Below are 18,570 nucleotides of genomic sequence, written 5' to 3' on the forward strand. Positions count from 1 at the left end.
GTACCGAGGAGAGCGACATGAACGCCGTCGGCCAGGCAAAAGCCCAGCTATCGTCTCAGAGACTGCAGAATCAACCGAAGTCGGGCTTCGTTGAAACCGATCGTCTCGCTGAACTGTCGAACCGCATACGCGCCTACTTGCGGGCCAGCATTCCAGTCCATCTGCGTGGTCCCGCCGGCTGTGGCAAAACCTCTATTGCCATGCACGTCGCGAGCAGCCTCGGCCGCCCCATATCCATGGTCGTCGGCGATAAGAACATGACCACAGCGGATCTTGTCGGCGCCAAATCCGGGTATCAGACAACGCGCGTGGTCGACAATTTCGTCAACTCCGTCACGAAGGTCGAGGAGAATGCGATCCAAGGCTGGCAGGACCACCGCCTGACCGTTGCCTGCCGCGAGGGTCACACCTTCATCTACGACGAGTTCAATCGCTCGCCGGCTTCGGCCAACAACGTTTTTCTGGGTGTGCTGGAGGAGCGGGTTCTCATTCTGCCCGCACACAACAAACGCGAGGAGTATCTGAAGGTACATCCCAATTTCACCCTCATCCTTACCAGCAACCCGCTTGAGTATGCCGGAACCCATGCGGTTCAGGATGCGCTGGCTGACCGGATGATAACGATCGAGCTGGATCATCAGGATCGCGAGACAGAGATCGACATCACCTTGGCTCGCTCGGGCGTATCGAGAGGTTTAGCCGAACGGATCGTCGACTTCGTGCGGGCGTATCGGAGCTCCGGCGCCTACGAGCAGACGCCGACGATGCGCGCATCGATCATGATCGCCAAAATCGTCGAAGCCGGCGCACTCGAACTGACTATGAGAGACCCGCTAATCGAGAAGATTTGTGCCGATGTGCTGCAGGCCAGGTGCGGCGGTGGCAAGGACGCCGGTCTTCGGGAAGCTCGAAGCAACTTCATGACGGAACTCGCACGGCACCATTTCGACGGCGCTCCTCGTCCCATCTTCGCCGGTGAGACCGCCAGACTTTCAAGACCCGACGACCCTTCCGCCGGAGCAGCGGCTCCGGAGATCACGGCAATCGGAGGTATGGCATGAACGAATATTCGAAAGCACGCGGCATGCACAGCATCATCACGCCGAGCGAGCGAGCGGACCCACTTCTGGCAAAGAATCGCGGTCGGCTCATTACGAAGCTGGCCAGGCTCAATCACCAGAAGATGCTTCTGGAGCGTCTCAATCGCGTTTGGATCGAACAGCAGCAGACGACCCTTTCCCGTCTGCAGCGACTCAATACTCAGATTGAGGCCATTCACGCAGCGACCGGCGTGTCCATGCCGACGGGGCCGGTCAATCCGGCGCCGGCCGGAAGTCCCACCAGACGTACCTAGACAAATGTATATCGCCCCGTTGCGGGTGATCCTGAGAAAAGGAGACGACGCCATGGCAAATAGACGAACGCCTCCGTCCAGCATGCCAGCCGCGCGCGGAAATGCCGCCCAATCGAGCCTCCTGCTGGAAGGCCTGACGCTGCTTGCGAAGATGGCCGGCCAGGCCTTGGAGCAAGGCACCACGGAACTCTCCCGAACGGTTCAGGTTCCGCTGAGCGGTGCATCGGGTTCGACCGATGACAACCCCGGTGTCATCAATGCCAATCTGCGCGTTCGAACCTGCAGCGAGGCCGCCGGCGGCAATCTGGAGAGCACACCGGCACGCGGCAAGGAACCCGGACCGGCATCACGCCTGCGCGAACCGCTCGTGGATGTCTTCGACGAGGACAAGGAGATCGTCGTTGCCGCCGAAGTACCGGGGTGCGGCATCGACGACGTCGACGTTTCGATCGATGTGGATGGACGCGGTCTCACACTGACGGCCAAGGGTGTTCGCGGTTACCGCCGGCATCTCATTCTGCCTGCTTCGATCGAACTCGAGCCGATAGAGAAGAGCTGCAACAACGGCATGCTCAACGTTCGGCTGAGCAAACGTAGCTCGGAACCCGAGCCCACACCCTAAACCTTTCAGTTGCGCTCCGAAGTGCGAGCTTACGCCACGCGGCAGCGGTGGCGACGCCCCCTGCTGGCCGAGTGCAAGGAGATCATCGTTCTCCACCGCACTCGAAGCTCACGAGGAGCCCGGTCTCTACCCAAAGATAGGAGTGTTCCAAGCGATGACCTCACAACTTCCCAACGGCACGGCACCGCTTCTAGATAACGCAACTTCGGAACAGGGCCAATATCTTTACTGCGTCATTGCCGGCGACGACCCTCTCACGTTCGACGTCGACGGTATCGGTGGCGCCGGCGACAAGGTCTACAGCTTGCCCTTCGACGGGCTCTCCGCTGTCGTCAGTGCCTCGCCAGAGGCCGAATACGACGGCACACGCCGCAATCTGACAGCTCATATGCGTGTCCTGGAGACCGTCATGGCGGATCATACGATCGTGCCAATCCGTTTCGGCAGCGTGGCGCCGACACCGGAAGCGGTCAATGAGACGCTTATAAAGCCACAGCACGAAACCATCCGACAGGTTCTCTCGGAACTCGAGGGACGCGCGGAAATGGGGCTCAAGGTCTTCTGGATGGAAGGCGTGCTCTATGCCGAGGTTCTCGCGGTTCGGCCGGACATCGCCCAGCTCCGAGACTCGCTCATGGGCCGGTCGCCCGACGAGTCCTATTACGAGCGCGTCAAGATCGGGGAGTTACTCGAGTCCGCAGTCACCGAAAAACGTGCACGCGAGGCGGAGGAACTTCTCAACTGCATCGCACCGCTGGCTCATCGCGTGAAGCGGCTCGACGCCCTCGGCGAACAGATGGTTCTCAACGTTGCCCTGCTCATCGACCGTTCCAAGATCGAGGCACTGGAGGAAGCCATCGCCAAGCTGGATGGCACCCACGCCGAACGGCTTCTGTTCAAGTTGGTCGGCCCGACGGCCCCTTACAACTTCGTCGATCTGATGCCGACTCCATAGGCTTTAGACCACTGGAAAGGAAATCCTTTTTCGATGGGTCTTCTGAAAACGTTACTGACCGGCCCAGTTACAGCGCCCGCCAAGGGATTCATGTGGATTGCCGGAAAGTTGGCCGAAAAGCTCGAGGCCGAAGTCTTCGATCCCAAGAAGATCCAGCAGGAAATGGAAGATCTCCAGCTTCGTTTCGATCTCAATCAGATTACGGAGGCCGAATTGGAGGAGGGAGAAACGATTCTCTTGGAACGTCTCAAACAGATTCGCGAAAGCCAACGGAGATAGTGACACGCAATGACCGACACAACGAGCATGCCAGATCCGACGACGGCTTCGGCACTCCCGGACTCCGCCGCATCTCAACCGAACGTCGAGCCGGCGGCGCCTTCGCTTGACGCGCCGGCGCCGGCCCAACCGACGGAGGTAACTCCGCCAGCCGAACCGGAACCGACACCGGAACCCGCTCCACCGGCGAAACCCCTGTTGACCGTCGTACAGGCGGCGCGCCGAGCCAAGCAGCAGCTTCAGGAAATCACCGGTCTCGAGGTGGCCACCGTCTCGGCGATGGAGGAGTACGAGGGTGGTTGGCGCGCCTACGTCAATCTCGTCGAGCTTCGCCGCGTCCCGACGACCAGCGATGTGTTGGCCACCTACGAAGCGGTCCTGGATGCCCAGGGAGAACTGGAGACCTACAAGCGGCTTCGGCGATTCCTGCGCGGCCAGGTCAACGACTAGGGAGGCTTGATCGATGCAGTACGCCACCGGAGGAACCAACCTCGCCGACATTCTGGAACGCGTCCTCGACCGAGGCGTGGTGATCGCCGGTGACATCACTGTCTCCCTTGTCGAAATCGAACTTCTGACCATCAAGGTACGGCTGGTCATCGCCTCCGTCGATCGCGCCCGGGAGATCGGTATCAACTGGTGGGAAAGCGACCCGGCTCTCTCCACCGGCGCACAGCAGCTTCAGACGGAAAACCAAGATTTGCGGGAACGGATTGAGCGGCTGGAACGCTTGACGGGACCGCAAACGGACGAGCTGGAGTCCTTGACGCACGCCACCCGCCTGACGGGCGAACCCGAGAAGGAGAGCAAGTCATGACTCCAACGGCAGACGTTTCCCTTGCCGAAAGCGGCGCCGACATCCACAGCGACAACCTGCGTGTCGTCGAGGCGATGGCCAAAGACACCGGGCGTGGGATCGCGCGGTTGGACCCACGGGACATGCGCGAGCTTGGCTTGGAAATCGGCGATGTCATCGAAGTGCTCGGGAAAAGAGCCGCCCTCTGCAGAGTATTGCCGGCCCATACCGACCAGCGCGGACAACGCGTGATCCAGATCGATGGAATCCTGCGCGCCAACGCCGGAACCGGACTGGACCAGCATGTCACCATACGTCGTGGCGTGACGCGCCGGGCGCGCTCCGTCGTCCTCGCGACCGTCGAGTCGTCGGGACGCAGCCTGCCCTCCCGTTACCTGACCAAACTGCTGGACGGTATTCCCGTACAGCGCGGCAACCGCGTACGTGTGACACCCTTCGGACCTCAACCTCACACCTTCGTGGTTCAACGGACCGATCCGCCGGGCCAGGTGATCTTCGACAGAACCACTCAGGTGCGCTGCGAGGGGACGGCCGAGGCGCCGAGCGCGGTGACCTACGAGGATATCGGCGGCTTGCACAAGGAGGTGCGCCGCGTTCGGGAGATCATCGAGCTGCCTCTGAAGCACCCGGAGGTCTTCGAACACCTCGGGATCGATCCGCCCAAGGGCGTACTGCTTTACGGACCGCCGGGTACCGGCAAGACTTTGATCGCACGTGCCGTCGCGCATGAAGCGGGTGTGTACTTCATTCACATCAACGGGCCCGAGATCATCGACAAGGTTTACGGCGCCAGCGAAGCGCATCTGCGCAAGATCTTCGAGGAAGCCAAGCAGCACGCGCCTGCCTTCATCTTCATCGACGAGGTCGACGCCATTGCCCCCAACCGCACGCAGATGAACAGCGACCGTCAGATGGAGCGGCGGGTCGTGGCTCAACTGCTGGCACTGATGGACGGCCTGAACACACGCGGTCAGGTTATCGTTGCGGCGGCGACCAACATTCCCGACAGCATCGACCCGGCCCTGCGTCGACCCGGCCGCTTCGATCGGGAGACGGAAATCGGTGTCCCCGACCGGGACGGCCGACAGGAGATCCTGGAGATACACAGTCGGGGCATGCCTCTCGGCCAAGGCGTGACGCTCGACCATCTTGCGGGTACGACCCATGGCTTCGTCGGTGCCGATCTCGCCGCGCTCTGCCGCGAAGCGGCCATGGCGGCGGTCAGACGCCTGCTGCCCGACATCGACCTGGATGAGGGCACGCTGCCCGTCGATAAGGTCAGCGAGCTTCGCGTCGAGCGCAGCGATTTCGAGGAAGCCCTCAACGAAGTCGGCCCCTCGGCGCTTCGCGAGATCGCGGCGGACATCTCTGAGACGCGCTGGAGTGACGTCGGTGGTCTGGAGGAGATCAAGCAAACCCTTCACGAAGCAGCCGTATTGCCTTTGACCCACGGACCGCTGTTCACGCGCATGGGCGTGCGACCGCCGCGGGGGATTCTGCTGCATGGAGGACCGGGACGGGGCAAGACGCTGCTGGCGCGCGCTCTTGCCGGCGAATGCGAAGCCAACTTCATCGCCGTCCAGGGGCCTCAGCTTGTCAGCATGTGGGTGGGCGAGTCGGAGCGCGCCGTGCGCGAACTCTTCCGAAAGGCCAAGCAAGCCAGGCCCTGCGTCATGTTCATCGATGAAATAGATGCCGTAGCGCCACGCCGGGGATCGGGCGAGGATCCAGTCTCCGAGCGTTTGGTCGCGCAGTTCCTGGTCGCACTCGACGGCATGGAGCAACTCCAGGACATCACCGTCATCGCCGCTACCAATCGGGTAGATCGTCTCGATCCGGCCTTGATCCGCCCTGGCCGCTTCGACTGCCTGATCGAGCTGCCACTGCCCGACGAAGCACAACGCGAGGCGATTCTGCGCATTCACACCAGCCGCATGCCGCTCGCAAACGACGTCTCCCTGCGTGACCTGTCCCAGAGAGCGGCGGACTGGTCCGGAGCCGCCCTAGCCGCACTCTGCCGCAACGCGGCGGTGCGCACGATTCGCCGGCGTCTCAACCCCGATGCAGCCGGTCCGGCTGTGGTGACCCGTGCCGATTTCGATGGTGCGCTCGAAGCGACGCGGCGGGAGACGAGCGAATGAGACAAATGTTGGCCGCCGCCACGTCGAGGCGCAGAACGAAGGGCGACAAAAGCGCGCTGATCTATCTCTACGGCGTCGTCAGCGCCCAGGCGACGGATCTGACTCGCTGCCTGAAGGTTAAGGGACTGGTCCCGGATCGCCCCCTCTACCTCGTTCCCTTCGAAGATTTGGTCGCCCTGGTCAGCAAGGTGCCGCTTTCCGTCTTTTCCGAGGAATCGTTGAAGGAGCGGTTTCAGGATCACGACTGGGTGCAGGCGCGCGCACTCGATCATCATCGGGTCCTGACATCGCTGCCGCCGGTGCCGCTTCTTCCATTCAAGTTCTGTACTCTTTTCGCAGACGAAACGGCCCTGCTGCGCGCGCTCGAGAGCCATCACACGGACCTGCAGACAGCCTTCGCGGCCATCCAGAGCGCACGCGAATGGGGCGTCAAACTCTTCGTCGACTATGGAACACTCAGCACTCATCTCAAGGCAACGGCTCCGCATCTGACACAGCTTGCACGACGTAGCGCTACCGTCAGCCCGGGCACGGCCTTCTTCTTGAAACGCAAACTCGAAACCATGGCCGGAGAGGCGGCACGCAATGCCGCCGGCGAGCGCGCCAGGGCGATCCACAAGACGATCGCCAAGACAGTGCGAGCCGACAAGGTACAACCTGTTCAATCTCACGACCCAAACGGCAAGACGAAGGACATGTTGTCGAACGTTGCCTATTTGGTGCCTCGCGATGCCGAGTCCCACTTTAAGGATGTCATCGCAAAACTCGCGCGCCACCACATGGCGGCAGGTCTCTCGTTCGATGTCGTCGGACCGCTACCACCCTACAGCTTCGCGATGATCTCCGCAGACGGGACGGGGGCCGCCGTCGGTTCCGGCGACAAGGAGCTATAGCCATGCCTGTCGTCTCGGATATTCAGACACCCGCACAACGCCTTGTCCTGGCAGAGCTTCTCGATCGCGCCCTGACGAAAGGCGTCGTCCTGAGAGGCGATGCCGTTATCTCCGTCGCCGGCATCGATTTGCTCTATCTGGGTTTGAAGGCGGTACTCGCTTCAACCGACACCCTCGACACGTTTCTCAGTGACGCTAAAGGAGAGGAGCGTGATCTATCTCTACGCTCTCTGTGAAACGGATTTTTTCCCGTTTCCAAAAATCTTCGGACTCGAGGATGCAATTGTGCGATCCGTTCCGCTGGGCGATGTCACGCTTGCGGTAAGCGATACGACATCGACACCCGCCTACGAGCTCTCGTCGCTCTGTCAACACGAGGCGGTCGTCGAGAGACTATCGGCCACACGTCCGATCCTGCCGTTTCGCTTCGGCACTGCGGTATCCGACCTGGAGCGGTTGGCCGGCGCAATCCGATCCCGACTGACCGCGATCCTCGCAAATTTAGATCGCGTCACCGGGTGCGTCGAGCTTGGTCTCTCCGCGGTGCCTTCCACCCACCTGCACCACGGTGCCGCCGACGTACATCCTCCACAGAGCAGCCAACCCGGACAGGCCTACCTGGAGAAACTGCGCCGCGCGGAAGCAAGGCGCGCGGCAGAGGCCCGTAAGCTGCGCACGCGCGTCGAGGGCCTGAACGTCAGGCTGCAGAAACTGTCACGCTGCAGCCACGTGATAAGATCCGAACAGCCCGAGCTTCCGCTCCGCTTCGCCTACCTGGTTCCCTGGAACGCCATGCCGGCCTTTCGGTCGGAAGTCAAAGCCGCACAAAGCGAAGCCGGCATGCCCGCTCTGCTGGCGTCCGGTCCCTGGCCTCCCTACTCCTTCGTGAAATCCGGGCTTCTGGAGTTCGAAACCGGCGGGTCGCGGCAATGACCGATTGGGCACCGGCCGACAAGTTGCTCTGGGCGCCGGAACGGGATGAGGCGTTGGACGCAGCCAGCGAGGCTCTGTCAGAGAGTGTGACCCAGCCTTCACGGATCGATCTGGACCCGGATTCCGTGGACCGGGGCTTGACCAAACTCGTCCTGAGCATTGTCGATCTGATCCGCCAACTGCTCGAACGCCAGGCTCTTCGCCGCGTGGAGGCGGGACATCTCGGTGACGCCGACGTCGAGCGTCTTGGCGAGACCCTGATGCGCCTCGATCAACGCATGCAGGAACTGAAAAAGGCATTCGACCTGACCGATGCCGATCTTCGGTTGGACCTCGGGAGCATCCAGGATCTGGAAGCCGAGAATCAAGCCGAAAGCCAAGCCAAGTAACACCTGGAGAGTCCGCCAGACAGGCAGTCGGCATCTCAAATTTTCCTATCCCGTAGTTCGGTTTTCCCCAAATTGCGAAGTCTCAAATCGGACTGAATACTCGATTTATTAGACCTCGCCTGGAAAGTCATCATACATGGAGAAACGAATGCCGGATATCGACAAGAATCTCGTGATGAATCTGCGTCAGCATTTGCGGATCGTGTCGCATAATAAAGGAAAGGTTAAACTCCGATACCGGATCGGCGCCGTGAGTATCTTCAGACAGATAGAGAATTCGACAGGCGGCCGTCTGCTCGATGCGATCGAAGGTGTTCATAAGGCCAGCGTGAATCCCCTCATGTTCACGCTCACGATCCACTACGATCCTCAGACGATCGAACCGTCGTGGTGGGAGGAGTTGATTCAAGATAGTGATGAGGCAGCACGTCAGGTCCTGGATCGCCTGAACGCCGCCTGACCCACTCCTCATCTCGCTGGACGGCGACACCTTCCCTTCCTGCCCGGTGGGAGAGTGCCGCTGTCCAGCGATTGGCCTAGACCGCGCAGGAAGCTGGAGGGCTTCATTGCACGGACGAACAACCCGAGACGCCTGTCGGGTCGATGGCATAGTCGAGCTCACGAACCCCGATAGGCCCGCTCCGTCGTATCTTGGCGTCCGGCACGTCCCGTAAGAGCGAGAAGTGAAGGTGAGGCCCCGTACTTCGACCCGTGCTGCCGACCGTACCAATTCTGTCTCCGGCTGCAATAAGTTCGCCGGGCCGCACGGCGAAGATTTCCAGATGTGCGTAGACTGCATAGACCCCCAAGCCGGGGCCGCTGCCCGATCCCAAACGCTGCAGAACGACGCGGCCGAAGACAGGGTGTGCCGAAGCGCGGACGACCACTCCGGATGCTACCGCTTGAACCGGGGTGCCGACGGGAGCCGGCAGATCGATTCCGGCATGCCAGCCACTGCCGCGAGGACCGAAACCACTGCTAATCTTTGGTACCGGATCGAGGGGCGGTACCGAACACATCAGCGGTGCGGGGGCCTCCGCAGTTGCCGCGACGCACAGCGCCAGGACCGCGGAACGTGCGGCAATCGCTAAAAACCTTGACCCTTTCAACACGACGTCTGCCGATCATGAAAATCTCGTCCAGACGTCGATCTTTATTCAAATAAAAATGGATGATCTATTTTAGGAAAACCCGATACTATATTTTCACATTCAGTGGATGGCATCCCAATTTCATTAATTTTCGATCTAGCAGAGAAAACTTGATTACAGACTCACACTTGATCGCAGCAGCGTCAGGCCACTCTTTCGATCGCGACCTTAGCGCGCTCCAGCGCGATCATGCGGTCTGCCGGAAAAAACATCGTTGCCACGGTTCCTCGACCCAGCTGGCTGGTCAACTCGAGCCGACCGCCGTGAAGACGCATCAAGTCGCTGGCGATGGCAAGGCCCAGACCGGTACCGTCTCGATTATCCGCGACTGCTGGGCTGAGAGTCTCATAGGGTTGCATCAGTCGCTCGATCTCGGCCTCTGGAATTCCAGAACCGGTGTCGGTAACAGTCAGACTCAGCACGCCGTCCTGCTGACATCGCGCGGCAATGCGGATTGTGCCCATGGCCGGGGTGAACTTTACGGCGTTGGACAGCAGGTTGATCAGAATTTGCCGAATCTTCAGAGCATCGCCACTCAGACCCGGCAGACCCTTGGGAAGATCGCAGACCAAGGCTACACCCGCTTGATCGGCCCGCCCGCGCATCATCGCCAGAGTCGCTTCCGTCGTCGCAACGAGATCTACAGTCCCCTCCTCCAGCGTCATGCGGCCAGCCTCCGCCCGGGAGAGATCCAGCAAATCGTTCACGAGGTTCAACAGATGCTCGCCGCTCTTTCGAATGTCCCCAGCGTAACCGCGATAGCGTTGACTTCCGAGCGGGCCGAATAGTTCTCGTTCCAGAGTATCGGAGAATCCGATGATGGCATTCAGCGGTGTCCGCAGCTCATGACTCATGGAAGCGAGGAAGTTGCTCTTCGCGCGACTCGCCTTCTCGGCCTTCTCCGCCATTCGACGGGTTTCTTCTTGCGATGCCTCCACTTCATCGATCGACTGAACGATCTTCCGGACCAACGGCCAGAATATGAAAACGGCCTCGAGCAGCAGAAGCGTCAGCATCGCGGTGAAGAGCCCGATTTCGAACTTCTTCAGCCAGCCGATCGTGCCGTCGCGCTCACTCGCAAGTAAATCCGATATCAGATCGTAGCCCTGCGGGATGAAATTCATACCCGCGAGATTGAGTGCCAGCAGCTCGGCACGATCTCGCTTCACCTGGTCGGGGGGCAACTCGTAGAAAGCCCGCGCATGGGCGATAAAACGCCGAACCTGCTGATCAAAGGGGTTGCCGCCCATGAAAAACAGACGGCGCACCCGTTCAACGTCTTTTGGCGCAAATTCCCCGGCAACATCGCCGTGCACCAGCAGGTCCTGACGGCGCTCCATTGCCTCGATACTGCGGTGAAGCTCGCGCCGATAGTCAGACCGATCCAGGTCATTGGTCGCGGAGACAATAGCGTTGGCGAAGAAGGCGAGGCGCTGACTCTCGGCTTGCTGCTGCGTCACCAGTCGAAGTAGATCGGCCTGCTTTTCCTCGGCCGAGATGGTGATCACCAGAATCGCGAAGGCACTGGCGGAGAGCAAAGCGATCAGCGCTAAAGCCAAACCGTAACGCCACACGATGGCAGTACCCAATCGCCGCTGCAGGCTTGCCATACTTCTCGACCCTTTTACAGAACCGCCCTCAAGGGCTGCGTCTTCTGCGGGTCTAGAGACTATATCTAAAGATAGAATTGACGGAAGAAACACGACCATAAGTTACAATATCGTGAAGCTTTTATTTCGCGCTCCGCACAATCGCATGCCCCTACAATCGAGACCGAGGAAGCACAAGCCGGACTGCCGTCAGAGCTCCCTAATGATGCGCCGCTCCGGAATAGGGATCGAACTGCCGTCGAACAGGAGTTGTTCAGCGCGCGGCCTTTTGAATCCAAGTTCGGCTGACTCCAAATCCGGAGGCGGATTGTCAGAAGGAAGTCGCGACGTCAGCGGAAATAGAGCGCTGCGCCGTTTGGGCCTCACCTCGCGATCAAAAGCTCATCGCCGCGCAAACCGAGCATGCGATTGTATTTCATAAGTGTTGGATTGAAATATTTTATTACGATTATGTTAAATCCACGGGAATCTCAATTTAGCTCGGGACAACTCTTGCGCCGATGTCGGAATACTCAAAGTAAAAGAGTGAATGATTTTGGTTTCAACCTGGATGAGCAAAATTTATCCGACCTTCCTATGCTCAGCTATTCATACAACAATCAAAAAGATTTGAGCTGTTAAATTTATCATCACATCAATGCATCCCCCAAACAAATCCATATTCATATGAGATGAGTCAATCTAAGCCTTGCCGACCACTGATCTTTAACTATAAATTAACCTAAAGATTAGGAACGTAGCTCCGCATTGCGGGAATTGCCGCAAGGGGACTCAATCGAGTTGGTGGGCAGGAAGACAGAGGAACGGCCTTGAGTCGGACTGGATAGCAGCAGGATAAGGCAGGAGGGGCTGTAACCTGCGGCGTTTGTGTCTGTTCTGACGTGACACATCTGAAGTGACACAGGGGGCAAGTCCGTGAACGCACCGAGTTTCGCAACGCGGCGGCTAACGCTACACAAGCAGAATCCCATAGCGATGTCGGCGCAGAGACAAGGCCGCATCGCTATGCCGGCTAAGGCCGAAGTCTCGGTTGCGCGCCTTAGCGCCGATATCATGGCGAACGAGACAGGCCTGCGCCGCCAGCTCTTGGAGGCAGGCTTTCACACGAAAATGGTCGATACCGTCGCCTACTGGCGGTCCTTGCATCGGCGCGGAAAGCTACCCAGTCGGGCCGACATCGATCCCGCGCAAATCCGGACGCTTCTGCCGTGCCTCGCACTGCTGGACGCTCAAGCCCCCGATGGTCAAGCCCCCACTGGAGCTCCGCGATACCGCTTGGCCGGCACCGGTGTCGTGGAACTCTTCGGCCAAGAACCGACAGGTCGGCCCGTCGCAGCTATCGAGGGGCCGTTGCGCGACTTCCTGCTGGACTCCTGGAAAGAGCTTTGCGCAGACGAAGGCCGCGCAGCCGGCCGGAAGAAGATGGCCACGGAGAGCGAGGGCCGGCTCGCAACCTTCCGTGACGACGACGATCAGCTTGGCAGCCTCTATCGCTACGAGGGTGCTTTCCTGCCGTTATCTGGCCAGTCCAAGGGCGGCGCGCGCGTGCTGCTCTGTCTGCTTCGTCGCTTCATCAGCGATGCAACGACTTCGCCGGCGCTAGACACACAGAGAGTGTACGGCAGACGCGCCTAAAAAGGATCGCGAGCTGGCAAAAGCGTTTCACGATGTGTGAGACCGCGCAGCTTTACTCCGAAGATCCGCGTCCAGACGGACCATCCCACATCGTCCCCCGGGCAAACGGGCCGGAAGTTGGATCTGCGACATCGGCATCCGTACAGGGTTGTCTTGCCGATCTAAGCGCGCCGCCAAGCAGCGATCGCGGCGGCCCGGCGCAAACCATCGGCAGCTTGTTCCAGTTCGACGGCCGCGGCCGGGTCCTCCGGTTCACAGGCAAAGCGATGAGCTGCGGCGCGATAACGATCCCAAGCCTCTCGACGAAAGGCACCGCGCTCGCGGTTTCGTGCGAGAGGGGAAGGATAAACGTCTGATTGAAGGGCGGGACTAGGCGACATCTCGGCGGTCTCCTTATCGGTTGTCATCATCCGAACTGGCGATTCGGACTCCCCCCAACTTCGATTCAAGTATGCCAGACGAAGTGCGCGCCTGCACGTAACCGGTCTATGACAATCCACCGGCCTATGAAAATCCACCGAGAGAATCCCGTCCGGCACGCCTCCTAACGGGCGTCAACCAGCCCACCGCATCGGACGCGTCGGGGCCATCAGCTGAAACCTTTAGTGATTTCACCGAGGTCAAGGGCGGCGGCTAAGGTCCTCGCCATGACAAACGCTCAGAGCCAAGATAACCGCTACACGCAAACTGAAGAGGTCGTGCATGCCGCGCTGCACGGATTCGGCGCGGTGGCCAGCGTCGGCGGCTTGGTCGTTCTGCTCTGGCTGGCACTGGAGCGAGACAGCGGAGCCGCGACTTTGGCGGCTGCGGTTTACGGGACCAGCCTGGTCCTCTGCTACCTCGCGTCCACGCTCTATCACGGCTTACCGCCGGGCCCTGCGAAACGCTTCTTCCTGCTGTGCGACCACTGCGCCATCTATCTACTGATCGCCGGCACCTACACACCCTTCACCTTACTCGCCCTCGACCCACCGATCGGCACCGCGCTGTTCGCTGCGGTTTGGGCGCTCGCCTTGGCCGGTATCGGACTGGAAATCATCACCCGACTGCTGCCGCGTGGACGGCGCATCGCTTGGCTGTCCGTGCCGCTTTATCTCGGTATCGGCTGGTTGGGTCTGGCGGTCGCCGGTGAGGAGATCGTTGCTTCCTTGCCGCCGACGGGCCTGGAGCTCCTGGTCCTGGGCGGCGTTCTCTACACGGGTGGAGTGGTTTTCTATCTATGGCGGCGCTTCCCCTTCAATCATGCGGTTTGGCATACCCTAGTCCTGATCGCCAGTGGCGCGCACTTCACCGCCGTGGCCACCTATGTGATGCCGGCGGCGGCCTGACCCGGCTGACGGTCGCCGCCCGATCCGCGTCGGCTCAATCCATGATCGAGTAGCCGCCGTCGATGTAGGCCAAGGTGCCCGTTGAGGCGGCCGCTTCGTCGCTTGCGAGATACACGGCCAGAGCCCCGATCTCGTCGATGGTGACGAGTCGCCGTCCCGGAGCCTGATCACGCGCCTGATCCATCAAGGCTTCGAATCGATCGAGTCCGCTTGCAGCCCGCGTCAGCAGGGGACCCGGCGAAATGGCATGGGCCCGAATGCCCTTCTCGCCCAACTCGGCAGCCATGTAGCGCGTGGCAGCTTCCAAGGCAGCCTTGACCGGCCCCATCAGATTGTAGTGCTGCACCACCTTCTCTGCCCCGTAGAAGGTCACGGTCATGAGGCACCCGCCGCCGGCTTTTTCCATCAAAGGCTCGGCCAGCTTGGCCATCCGGAGGAACGAGTGACAGGAGACGTCCATCGCCTGCAGGAAACCGGCCTGGCTGCAGTCGACGACACGGCCGTGCAGATCGTTCTTCGGAGCGTAGGCGATGGAATGCAGCAGAAAGTCGAGGCGCCCCCAGCGTGCCTCAATCTCCGCAAACACTGCCTCCAACTGACCGGGCTCGCGCACGTCGCAGGGAAAGACGATTCCAGCCTCCAGCTCATCGGCGAGAGGCCGCACATAGGGTTCGGCCTTGGTATTGAGATAGGTCACCGCAAGTTCGGCGCCCTGCCGGCGAAACTGCCGGGCACAGCCGTAAGCGATCGACTGATCGTTGGCGATCCCAATCACGAGACCGCGTTTACCATTCAACGAAAACATAATCTCTCCTTCGCAGATGCAGCATCGCCGACAATCTAACGTCTCTGTCTGACCGGTCGATGACGATCGATTTGGTTTGCGAAGAAAGCCACCGGACTAGCTCTGGTTTCACAGGCTCAGGGCCGATAGAACAGCTTTTCGACAAAAGCGCGATTTATATGACTCCACCGCCACTATTGGGTGCAATTTAGGATGGTAGCTCGGCGCAAAACGCAAAGAAGCATCGATCGATACCGCTGACCAAAGACGAAAGGAAAGTGCCATGACCATGATCGCATATGGACGGACACTGCCATCCGATCTCCACCCCGGTGGTCGAGCGCCCACGGCAAACGCGAGAGCTGGAGCAGCCATTGCTGCCCCTGGTGTGAAGACGCGCGAGCGCGCGCGCCTCCCCCAACCCTGGTCGCCGATCGATCCCAATGCTCCGGTGCTCGCCGAGCAACTCGCGCGGATCTGTGAGAAGGCCGGCCTGCTGCTCGACATCCAATTGGGGCCGCAGGCCTGGATCGAGGCAATTTCCGAGCAGGGAGGCTGGCTTAACCCCACCTTCGATCCGGACTGCTCGGACCTCGACGAAAGCGATAGCGGCTCGGTGGTAATTCGAGATGAGGAGGGGCGCTTCCTGGCCTGCAACGCCGTGCGCTTGTTCGAAACCGAGACTTTCAGTTCGCTCATACAGAGCGGTGGACTGTTCCACCGCCCAGGGCACAGAAACAGAACCGCTTTGCAGACGATCCTGCCCGAGGGCTACGACCTTTCCGGCCGGATTTCCTACTCTGGCGGTACCTTGGTCGATCCCGCCATGCGTGGACGGCGACTGGCACTGTTGACGACCCGGCTGGTGCGACTGATGGGCGAGCGCTTTTTCCGCGCCGACTGGCACACAGGAACGATCTTCCATACCCGCACGAGCGAGCTGCCTCCGAAACCTTACGGTTTCCAGCGCGTCATACCTTGTCTGGACGCTCTGACGATTCCCGAAAGGACCCAGCGTCAGACCCTATTCCTGGTTGAGTTAAGCCGAATGGAATTTCGCCGGCAACTCGCCGACAATGTGGCGCGGCTTGCGGCCGACGGTCGCCAGAACCTCGACGACCTCGCTCTGCTTGTTTGAAAACAGGGGCAACAGCGCCACAAGCTGCATAACCCCTCCCGTCCGCAAGCGATAGCGTGACGCTCGGCGATGAAGCCGAGGTCCGGCGGCGGCCCGAAGCAGGGCCGCCGCCGCAGGCGCTTGTCCTCTTTGGTCCGAGGTCAGCATCCAAGCACGGGCCGTCATACCGAAAGCCAGGAGTCGTTCGGGCCCGAACGACTCGAGCGGGGGCAAGCCCGGCGCGTGCAGCATCGCCTCCGCCTCATAAGCCTCGAGCAATTGGAGCAGTCCCGAATCACTGCTGGCGGCAGCAGCGAAAAGGGTAGCCGAGACGGGCCGTAACAGATCCTCGGCCTGACGGTAGGGATCGAGATGGCTGCCAAACGCGGGAGGAGTCACAGGGACGCTCCTCTAAGTCGATCAGGACTGCGGCGCACCAGGCAGCATGGCAAGCGTACCGCGGGATGCCTGCTGCCGGATCGGCAGGATCTCCTGATATTCAGGCGATTCGTAGAAGCGCTGGGCCGCTGCCTCATCGGGGAACTCAATCACCACCACGCGCGGAGCCGGCCAGTCGCCCTCCAACACCTGAGGGTCTCCGCCGCGAACCAGGAAACGTCCACCGTACTGAGCGATCACCGCCGGCGTTCGGACACGATATCGATCGTAGGTTTCGGAATCGTCGACATGAACCAAACCGACGATGTAAGCGGGCATCGCATCCTCTTTCTCTTTTAACAGCCCTGCCGTTGCCGGCTTTGCCCGGCGCGCAGCCGTATGATTTCATTCGATCCGCAACAAAACACTACAGAAGGCGGAAGCGATGCGTTTAGCCGATAAGGTAGCGATTGTCACGGGCGGCGGCTCGGGATTCGGAGCGGGAATCGCTCGCCGTTTCGCGATCGAAGGCGCTCAAGTGATCGTCGCCGACATCGATCGGGCGGCGGCGGAATCGGTACTGCGCGAGATCGGCGGCAACGCCGTCGCCGTCGAAGCGGACGTGACTCAGCGCGACCAGGTCGCGCGTATGATCGACACGGCGGTCGACCAGTTCGGCAAGCTGGACATTCTGGTCAACAACGCAGGCTACAGTCATCGCAACGCACCGCTCCTGGAGATCACGGAGGCCGATTACGACCTCTGCTTCGACGTCAACGTCAAGGCGATCTTCCATGCCGCCCAGCTTGCCGTACCGGTCTTTCGCGAACAGGGCGGCGGCGTGATCGTCAACACCAGTTCGACCGCCGGCCTGCGCCCTCGCCCCGGTCTGACCTGGTACAACGCGACGAAGGGCGCCGTGAACACCTTGACCAAATCCTTGGCCGTGGAGTTGGCGCCCGACCGCATACGGGTCAACGCGATCTGTCCGGTGATCGGCGAGACAGGCCTGCTGGAGACCTTCATGGGCGTTGCAGATACACCCGATGCACGCGCCAAGTTCGTCGCGACCATTCCGCTCGGGCGCCTTTCGACGCCGCAGGACATCGCGACGGCGGCGGTCTTCCTCGCCAGCGACGAGGCGGCCTTCATAACCGGCGTGCTGATGGAGGTCGACGGCGGCCGCTGCGTTTAGCGAGCGGGTATAGGCAGCCGTCACCTATCCGGCGGCCTTCGCGCTATCGCGTGGGAACCGGCTTGTCGCCGCTGTAGTCGTAGAACCCGCGGCCGGCTTTCCGACCGACCCAGCCGGCTTCGACGTACTTAACGAGCAATGGGCAGGGCCGGTATTTGGAATCGGCCAAGCCTTCGTAGAGCACGTACATCACCGCCAGGCAGGTGTCGAGACCGATGAAATCCGCCAGCTCCAGCGGCCCCATGGGGTGATTGGCGCCCAGCTTCATGGCAACGTCGATCGCCTCGACCGTTCCGACGCCCTCGTAGAGGGTATAGACAGCTTCGTTGATCATCGGCAGGAGGATGCGGTTGACGATGAAAGCCGGAAAATCCTCGGCCGCTACGGGCGTCTTCTCCAGGACCTCCGTCACCTCCCGCACACGCTGGAAGCAATCGTCCGAGGTGGCGATACCGCGGATCAACTCGACCAGCTGCATCACCGGGACCGGGTTCATGAAATGCATGCCCATGAAGCGCTCGGGCCGGTCGGTAATGGCGGCAAGACGGGTGATCGAGATAGAGGAGGTGTTGGAGCAGATCAGTGCCTCGGGCTTCAAAACCGGACAGAGCTTTACCAGAATACTGCGCTTGAGTTCCTCGTTCTCGGTCGCCGCCTCGATGACCAGCTCGCAGTCTTCGAACAGACCCAATTCGGTACCGGTCTTGATTCGCTCCAGCGCCCCGTCGCGGTCGGACTGACTGATCCGCTGCTTCGAGATCTGCCGGTCCATTTGCCGGGTAATGCCGGCCACCGACTTCTCTAGCGCCTCCTCGGCGACGTCCTGCAGCCGGACGTCGTAGCCGGACAGCGAACAGATCTGGGCGATACCGCTCCCCATCTGCCCGGCACCGATAATTCCGATGGTGCTGATCTTCTCGGGATAAAGCGGCGCGTTAGCGGTATCGGACATCGGCTGCTGGGTCCTTAGTTGGGTTGAGAGCCGCCGG

Annotated in this window: 22 protein-coding genes; 17 read left to right on the forward strand and 5 right to left on the reverse strand. The window is 60.7% G+C overall.

The features are described 5' to 3' along the window. Positions 1-17: 17 nt before the first annotated feature. From gvpN to DBZ32_RS21575, 13 genes are all read left to right on the forward strand, one after another. Positions 18-1,061 carry a gas vesicle protein GvpN gene (gvpN, locus tag DBZ32_RS21515; RefSeq protein ID WP_119169331.1) on the forward strand — a complete coding sequence of 348 codons (1,044 nt, stop codon included), beginning with the start codon at positions 18-20 and terminating at the stop codon, positions 1,059-1,061. Further along, positions 1,058-1,354: a hypothetical protein gene (locus DBZ32_RS21520; protein WP_119169332.1), complete on the forward strand. Its 297-nt coding sequence runs from the start codon at positions 1,058-1,060 to the stop codon at positions 1,352-1,354. Before gvpN ends, DBZ32_RS21520 begins: the two co-directional genes overlap by 4 nt. Before the next feature lie 52 nt (positions 1,355-1,406). Beyond that, complete coding sequence (locus tag DBZ32_RS21525) at positions 1,407-1,976, forward strand: Hsp20 family protein (protein WP_162906908.1); 570 nt, start codon at positions 1,407-1,409, stop codon at positions 1,974-1,976. A 154-nt stretch (positions 1,977-2,130) separates the two neighbouring features. Then, positions 2,131-2,931: a GvpL/GvpF family gas vesicle protein gene (locus tag DBZ32_RS21530; protein ID WP_119169334.1), complete on the forward strand. Its 801-nt coding sequence runs from the start codon at positions 2,131-2,133 to the stop codon at positions 2,929-2,931. A 33-nt stretch (positions 2,932-2,964) separates the two neighbouring features. Then, positions 2,965-3,210 (forward strand): gas vesicle protein GvpG, encoded by a 246-nt coding sequence (locus DBZ32_RS21535; protein WP_119169335.1) that lies wholly within the window; start codon positions 2,965-2,967, stop codon positions 3,208-3,210. Between the two features lie 9 nt (positions 3,211-3,219). Beyond that, on the forward strand, positions 3,220-3,660 hold the full coding sequence (locus tag DBZ32_RS21540) for a gas vesicle protein GvpO (RefSeq protein ID WP_119169336.1): 441 nt from the start codon (positions 3,220-3,222) through the stop codon (positions 3,658-3,660). A gap of 13 nt (positions 3,661-3,673) precedes the next feature. After that, positions 3,674-4,027: a gas vesicle protein gene (locus DBZ32_RS21545; RefSeq protein ID WP_119169337.1), complete on the forward strand. Its 354-nt coding sequence runs from the start codon at positions 3,674-3,676 to the stop codon at positions 4,025-4,027. Continuing rightward, entirely contained in the window at positions 4,024-6,168 is a 2,145-nt protein-coding gene (locus tag DBZ32_RS21550) for a CDC48 family AAA ATPase (protein ID WP_119169338.1), read from the forward strand. The genes DBZ32_RS21545 and DBZ32_RS21550 overlap by 4 nt, the downstream gene beginning before the upstream one ends. Then, positions 6,165-7,061 carry a GvpL/GvpF family gas vesicle protein gene (locus DBZ32_RS21555; RefSeq protein ID WP_119169339.1) on the forward strand — a complete coding sequence of 299 codons (897 nt, stop codon included), beginning with the start codon at positions 6,165-6,167 and terminating at the stop codon, positions 7,059-7,061. The genes DBZ32_RS21550 and DBZ32_RS21555 overlap by 4 nt, the downstream gene beginning before the upstream one ends. 2 nt (positions 7,062-7,063) lie before the next feature. Continuing rightward, positions 7,064-7,297, forward strand: coding sequence for a gas vesicle protein (locus DBZ32_RS21560; protein ID WP_119169340.1), 234 nt, complete (start codon positions 7,064-7,066; stop codon positions 7,295-7,297). Further along, positions 7,272-7,994: a GvpL/GvpF family gas vesicle protein gene (locus tag DBZ32_RS21565; protein ID WP_162906909.1), complete on the forward strand. Its 723-nt coding sequence runs from the start codon at positions 7,272-7,274 to the stop codon at positions 7,992-7,994. The genes DBZ32_RS21560 and DBZ32_RS21565 overlap by 26 nt, the downstream gene beginning before the upstream one ends. Further along, a complete protein-coding gene (locus DBZ32_RS21570; RefSeq protein WP_119169342.1) occupies positions 7,991-8,383 on the forward strand; it encodes a gas vesicle protein K in 393 nt (130 codons plus the stop codon). The genes DBZ32_RS21565 and DBZ32_RS21570 overlap by 4 nt, the downstream gene beginning before the upstream one ends. A 148-nt stretch (positions 8,384-8,531) precedes the next feature. Next, positions 8,532-8,843, forward strand: coding sequence for a hypothetical protein (locus DBZ32_RS21575; protein WP_119169343.1), 312 nt, complete (start codon positions 8,532-8,534; stop codon positions 8,841-8,843). A gap of 103 nt (positions 8,844-8,946) precedes the next feature. On the opposite strand, the gene DBZ32_RS22915 is transcribed toward DBZ32_RS21575, so the two are convergent. Both DBZ32_RS22915 and DBZ32_RS21585 read right to left on the reverse strand, forming a co-directional pair. Then, positions 8,947-9,402 (reverse strand): M23 family metallopeptidase, encoded by a 456-nt coding sequence (locus tag DBZ32_RS22915; RefSeq protein WP_119169344.1) that lies wholly within the window; start codon positions 9,400-9,402, stop codon positions 8,947-8,949. Between the two features lie 275 nt (positions 9,403-9,677). Then, positions 9,678-11,144, reverse strand: coding sequence for a sensor histidine kinase (locus DBZ32_RS21585; RefSeq protein WP_162906911.1), 1,467 nt, complete (start codon positions 11,142-11,144; stop codon positions 9,678-9,680). Positions 11,145-12,119: 975 nt separating this feature from the next. Here DBZ32_RS21585 and DBZ32_RS21590 point away from each other — a divergent pair. Both DBZ32_RS21590 and trhA read left to right on the forward strand, forming a co-directional pair. Next, entirely contained in the window at positions 12,120-12,779 is a 660-nt protein-coding gene (locus tag DBZ32_RS21590; protein WP_119169346.1) for a PAS domain-containing protein, read from the forward strand. A 647-nt stretch (positions 12,780-13,426) separates the two neighbouring features. Then, positions 13,427-14,107, forward strand: a complete 681-nt coding sequence (gene trhA / locus DBZ32_RS21600) for a PAQR family membrane homeostasis protein TrhA (protein WP_119169348.1) — start codon at positions 13,427-13,429, stop codon at positions 14,105-14,107. Between the two features lie 34 nt (positions 14,108-14,141). Here trhA and fabI read toward each other — a convergent pair whose 3' ends face one another. Beyond that, the gene (gene fabI, locus DBZ32_RS21605) at positions 14,142-14,912 is read right to left on the reverse strand and encodes an enoyl-ACP reductase FabI (RefSeq protein ID WP_119169349.1); all 771 of its coding nucleotides are present in this window, start codon (positions 14,910-14,912) and stop codon (positions 14,142-14,144) included. Between the two features lie 262 nt (positions 14,913-15,174). Between fabI and DBZ32_RS21610 the strand changes: the two genes are divergently transcribed. Then, positions 15,175-16,029, forward strand: a complete 855-nt coding sequence (locus DBZ32_RS21610) for a hypothetical protein (protein ID WP_162906912.1) — start codon at positions 15,175-15,177, stop codon at positions 16,027-16,029. Between the two features lie 399 nt (positions 16,030-16,428). On the opposite strand, the gene DBZ32_RS21615 is transcribed toward DBZ32_RS21610, so the two are convergent. Next, positions 16,429-16,725, reverse strand: a complete 297-nt coding sequence (locus DBZ32_RS21615; protein WP_119169351.1) for a DUF1330 domain-containing protein — start codon at positions 16,723-16,725, stop codon at positions 16,429-16,431. Between the two features lie 106 nt (positions 16,726-16,831). Here DBZ32_RS21615 and DBZ32_RS21620 point away from each other — a divergent pair, with 106 nt between their 5' ends. Next, entirely contained in the window at positions 16,832-17,581 is a 750-nt protein-coding gene (locus DBZ32_RS21620) for a glucose 1-dehydrogenase (RefSeq protein WP_119169352.1), read from the forward strand. A 43-nt stretch (positions 17,582-17,624) separates the two neighbouring features. Here the strand turns inward: DBZ32_RS21620 and DBZ32_RS21625 are convergent, their stop codons facing one another. After that, positions 17,625-18,533 carry a 3-hydroxybutyryl-CoA dehydrogenase gene (locus DBZ32_RS21625; RefSeq protein ID WP_119169353.1) on the reverse strand — a complete coding sequence of 303 codons (909 nt, stop codon included), beginning with the start codon at positions 18,531-18,533 and terminating at the stop codon, positions 17,625-17,627. Positions 18,534-18,570: the final 37 nt, after the last annotated feature.

It is taken from the genome of Algihabitans albus (genome assembly GCF_003572205.1).
GTDB classification, from domain to species: domain Bacteria; phylum Pseudomonadota; class Alphaproteobacteria; order Kiloniellales; family DSM-21159; genus Algihabitans; species Algihabitans albus.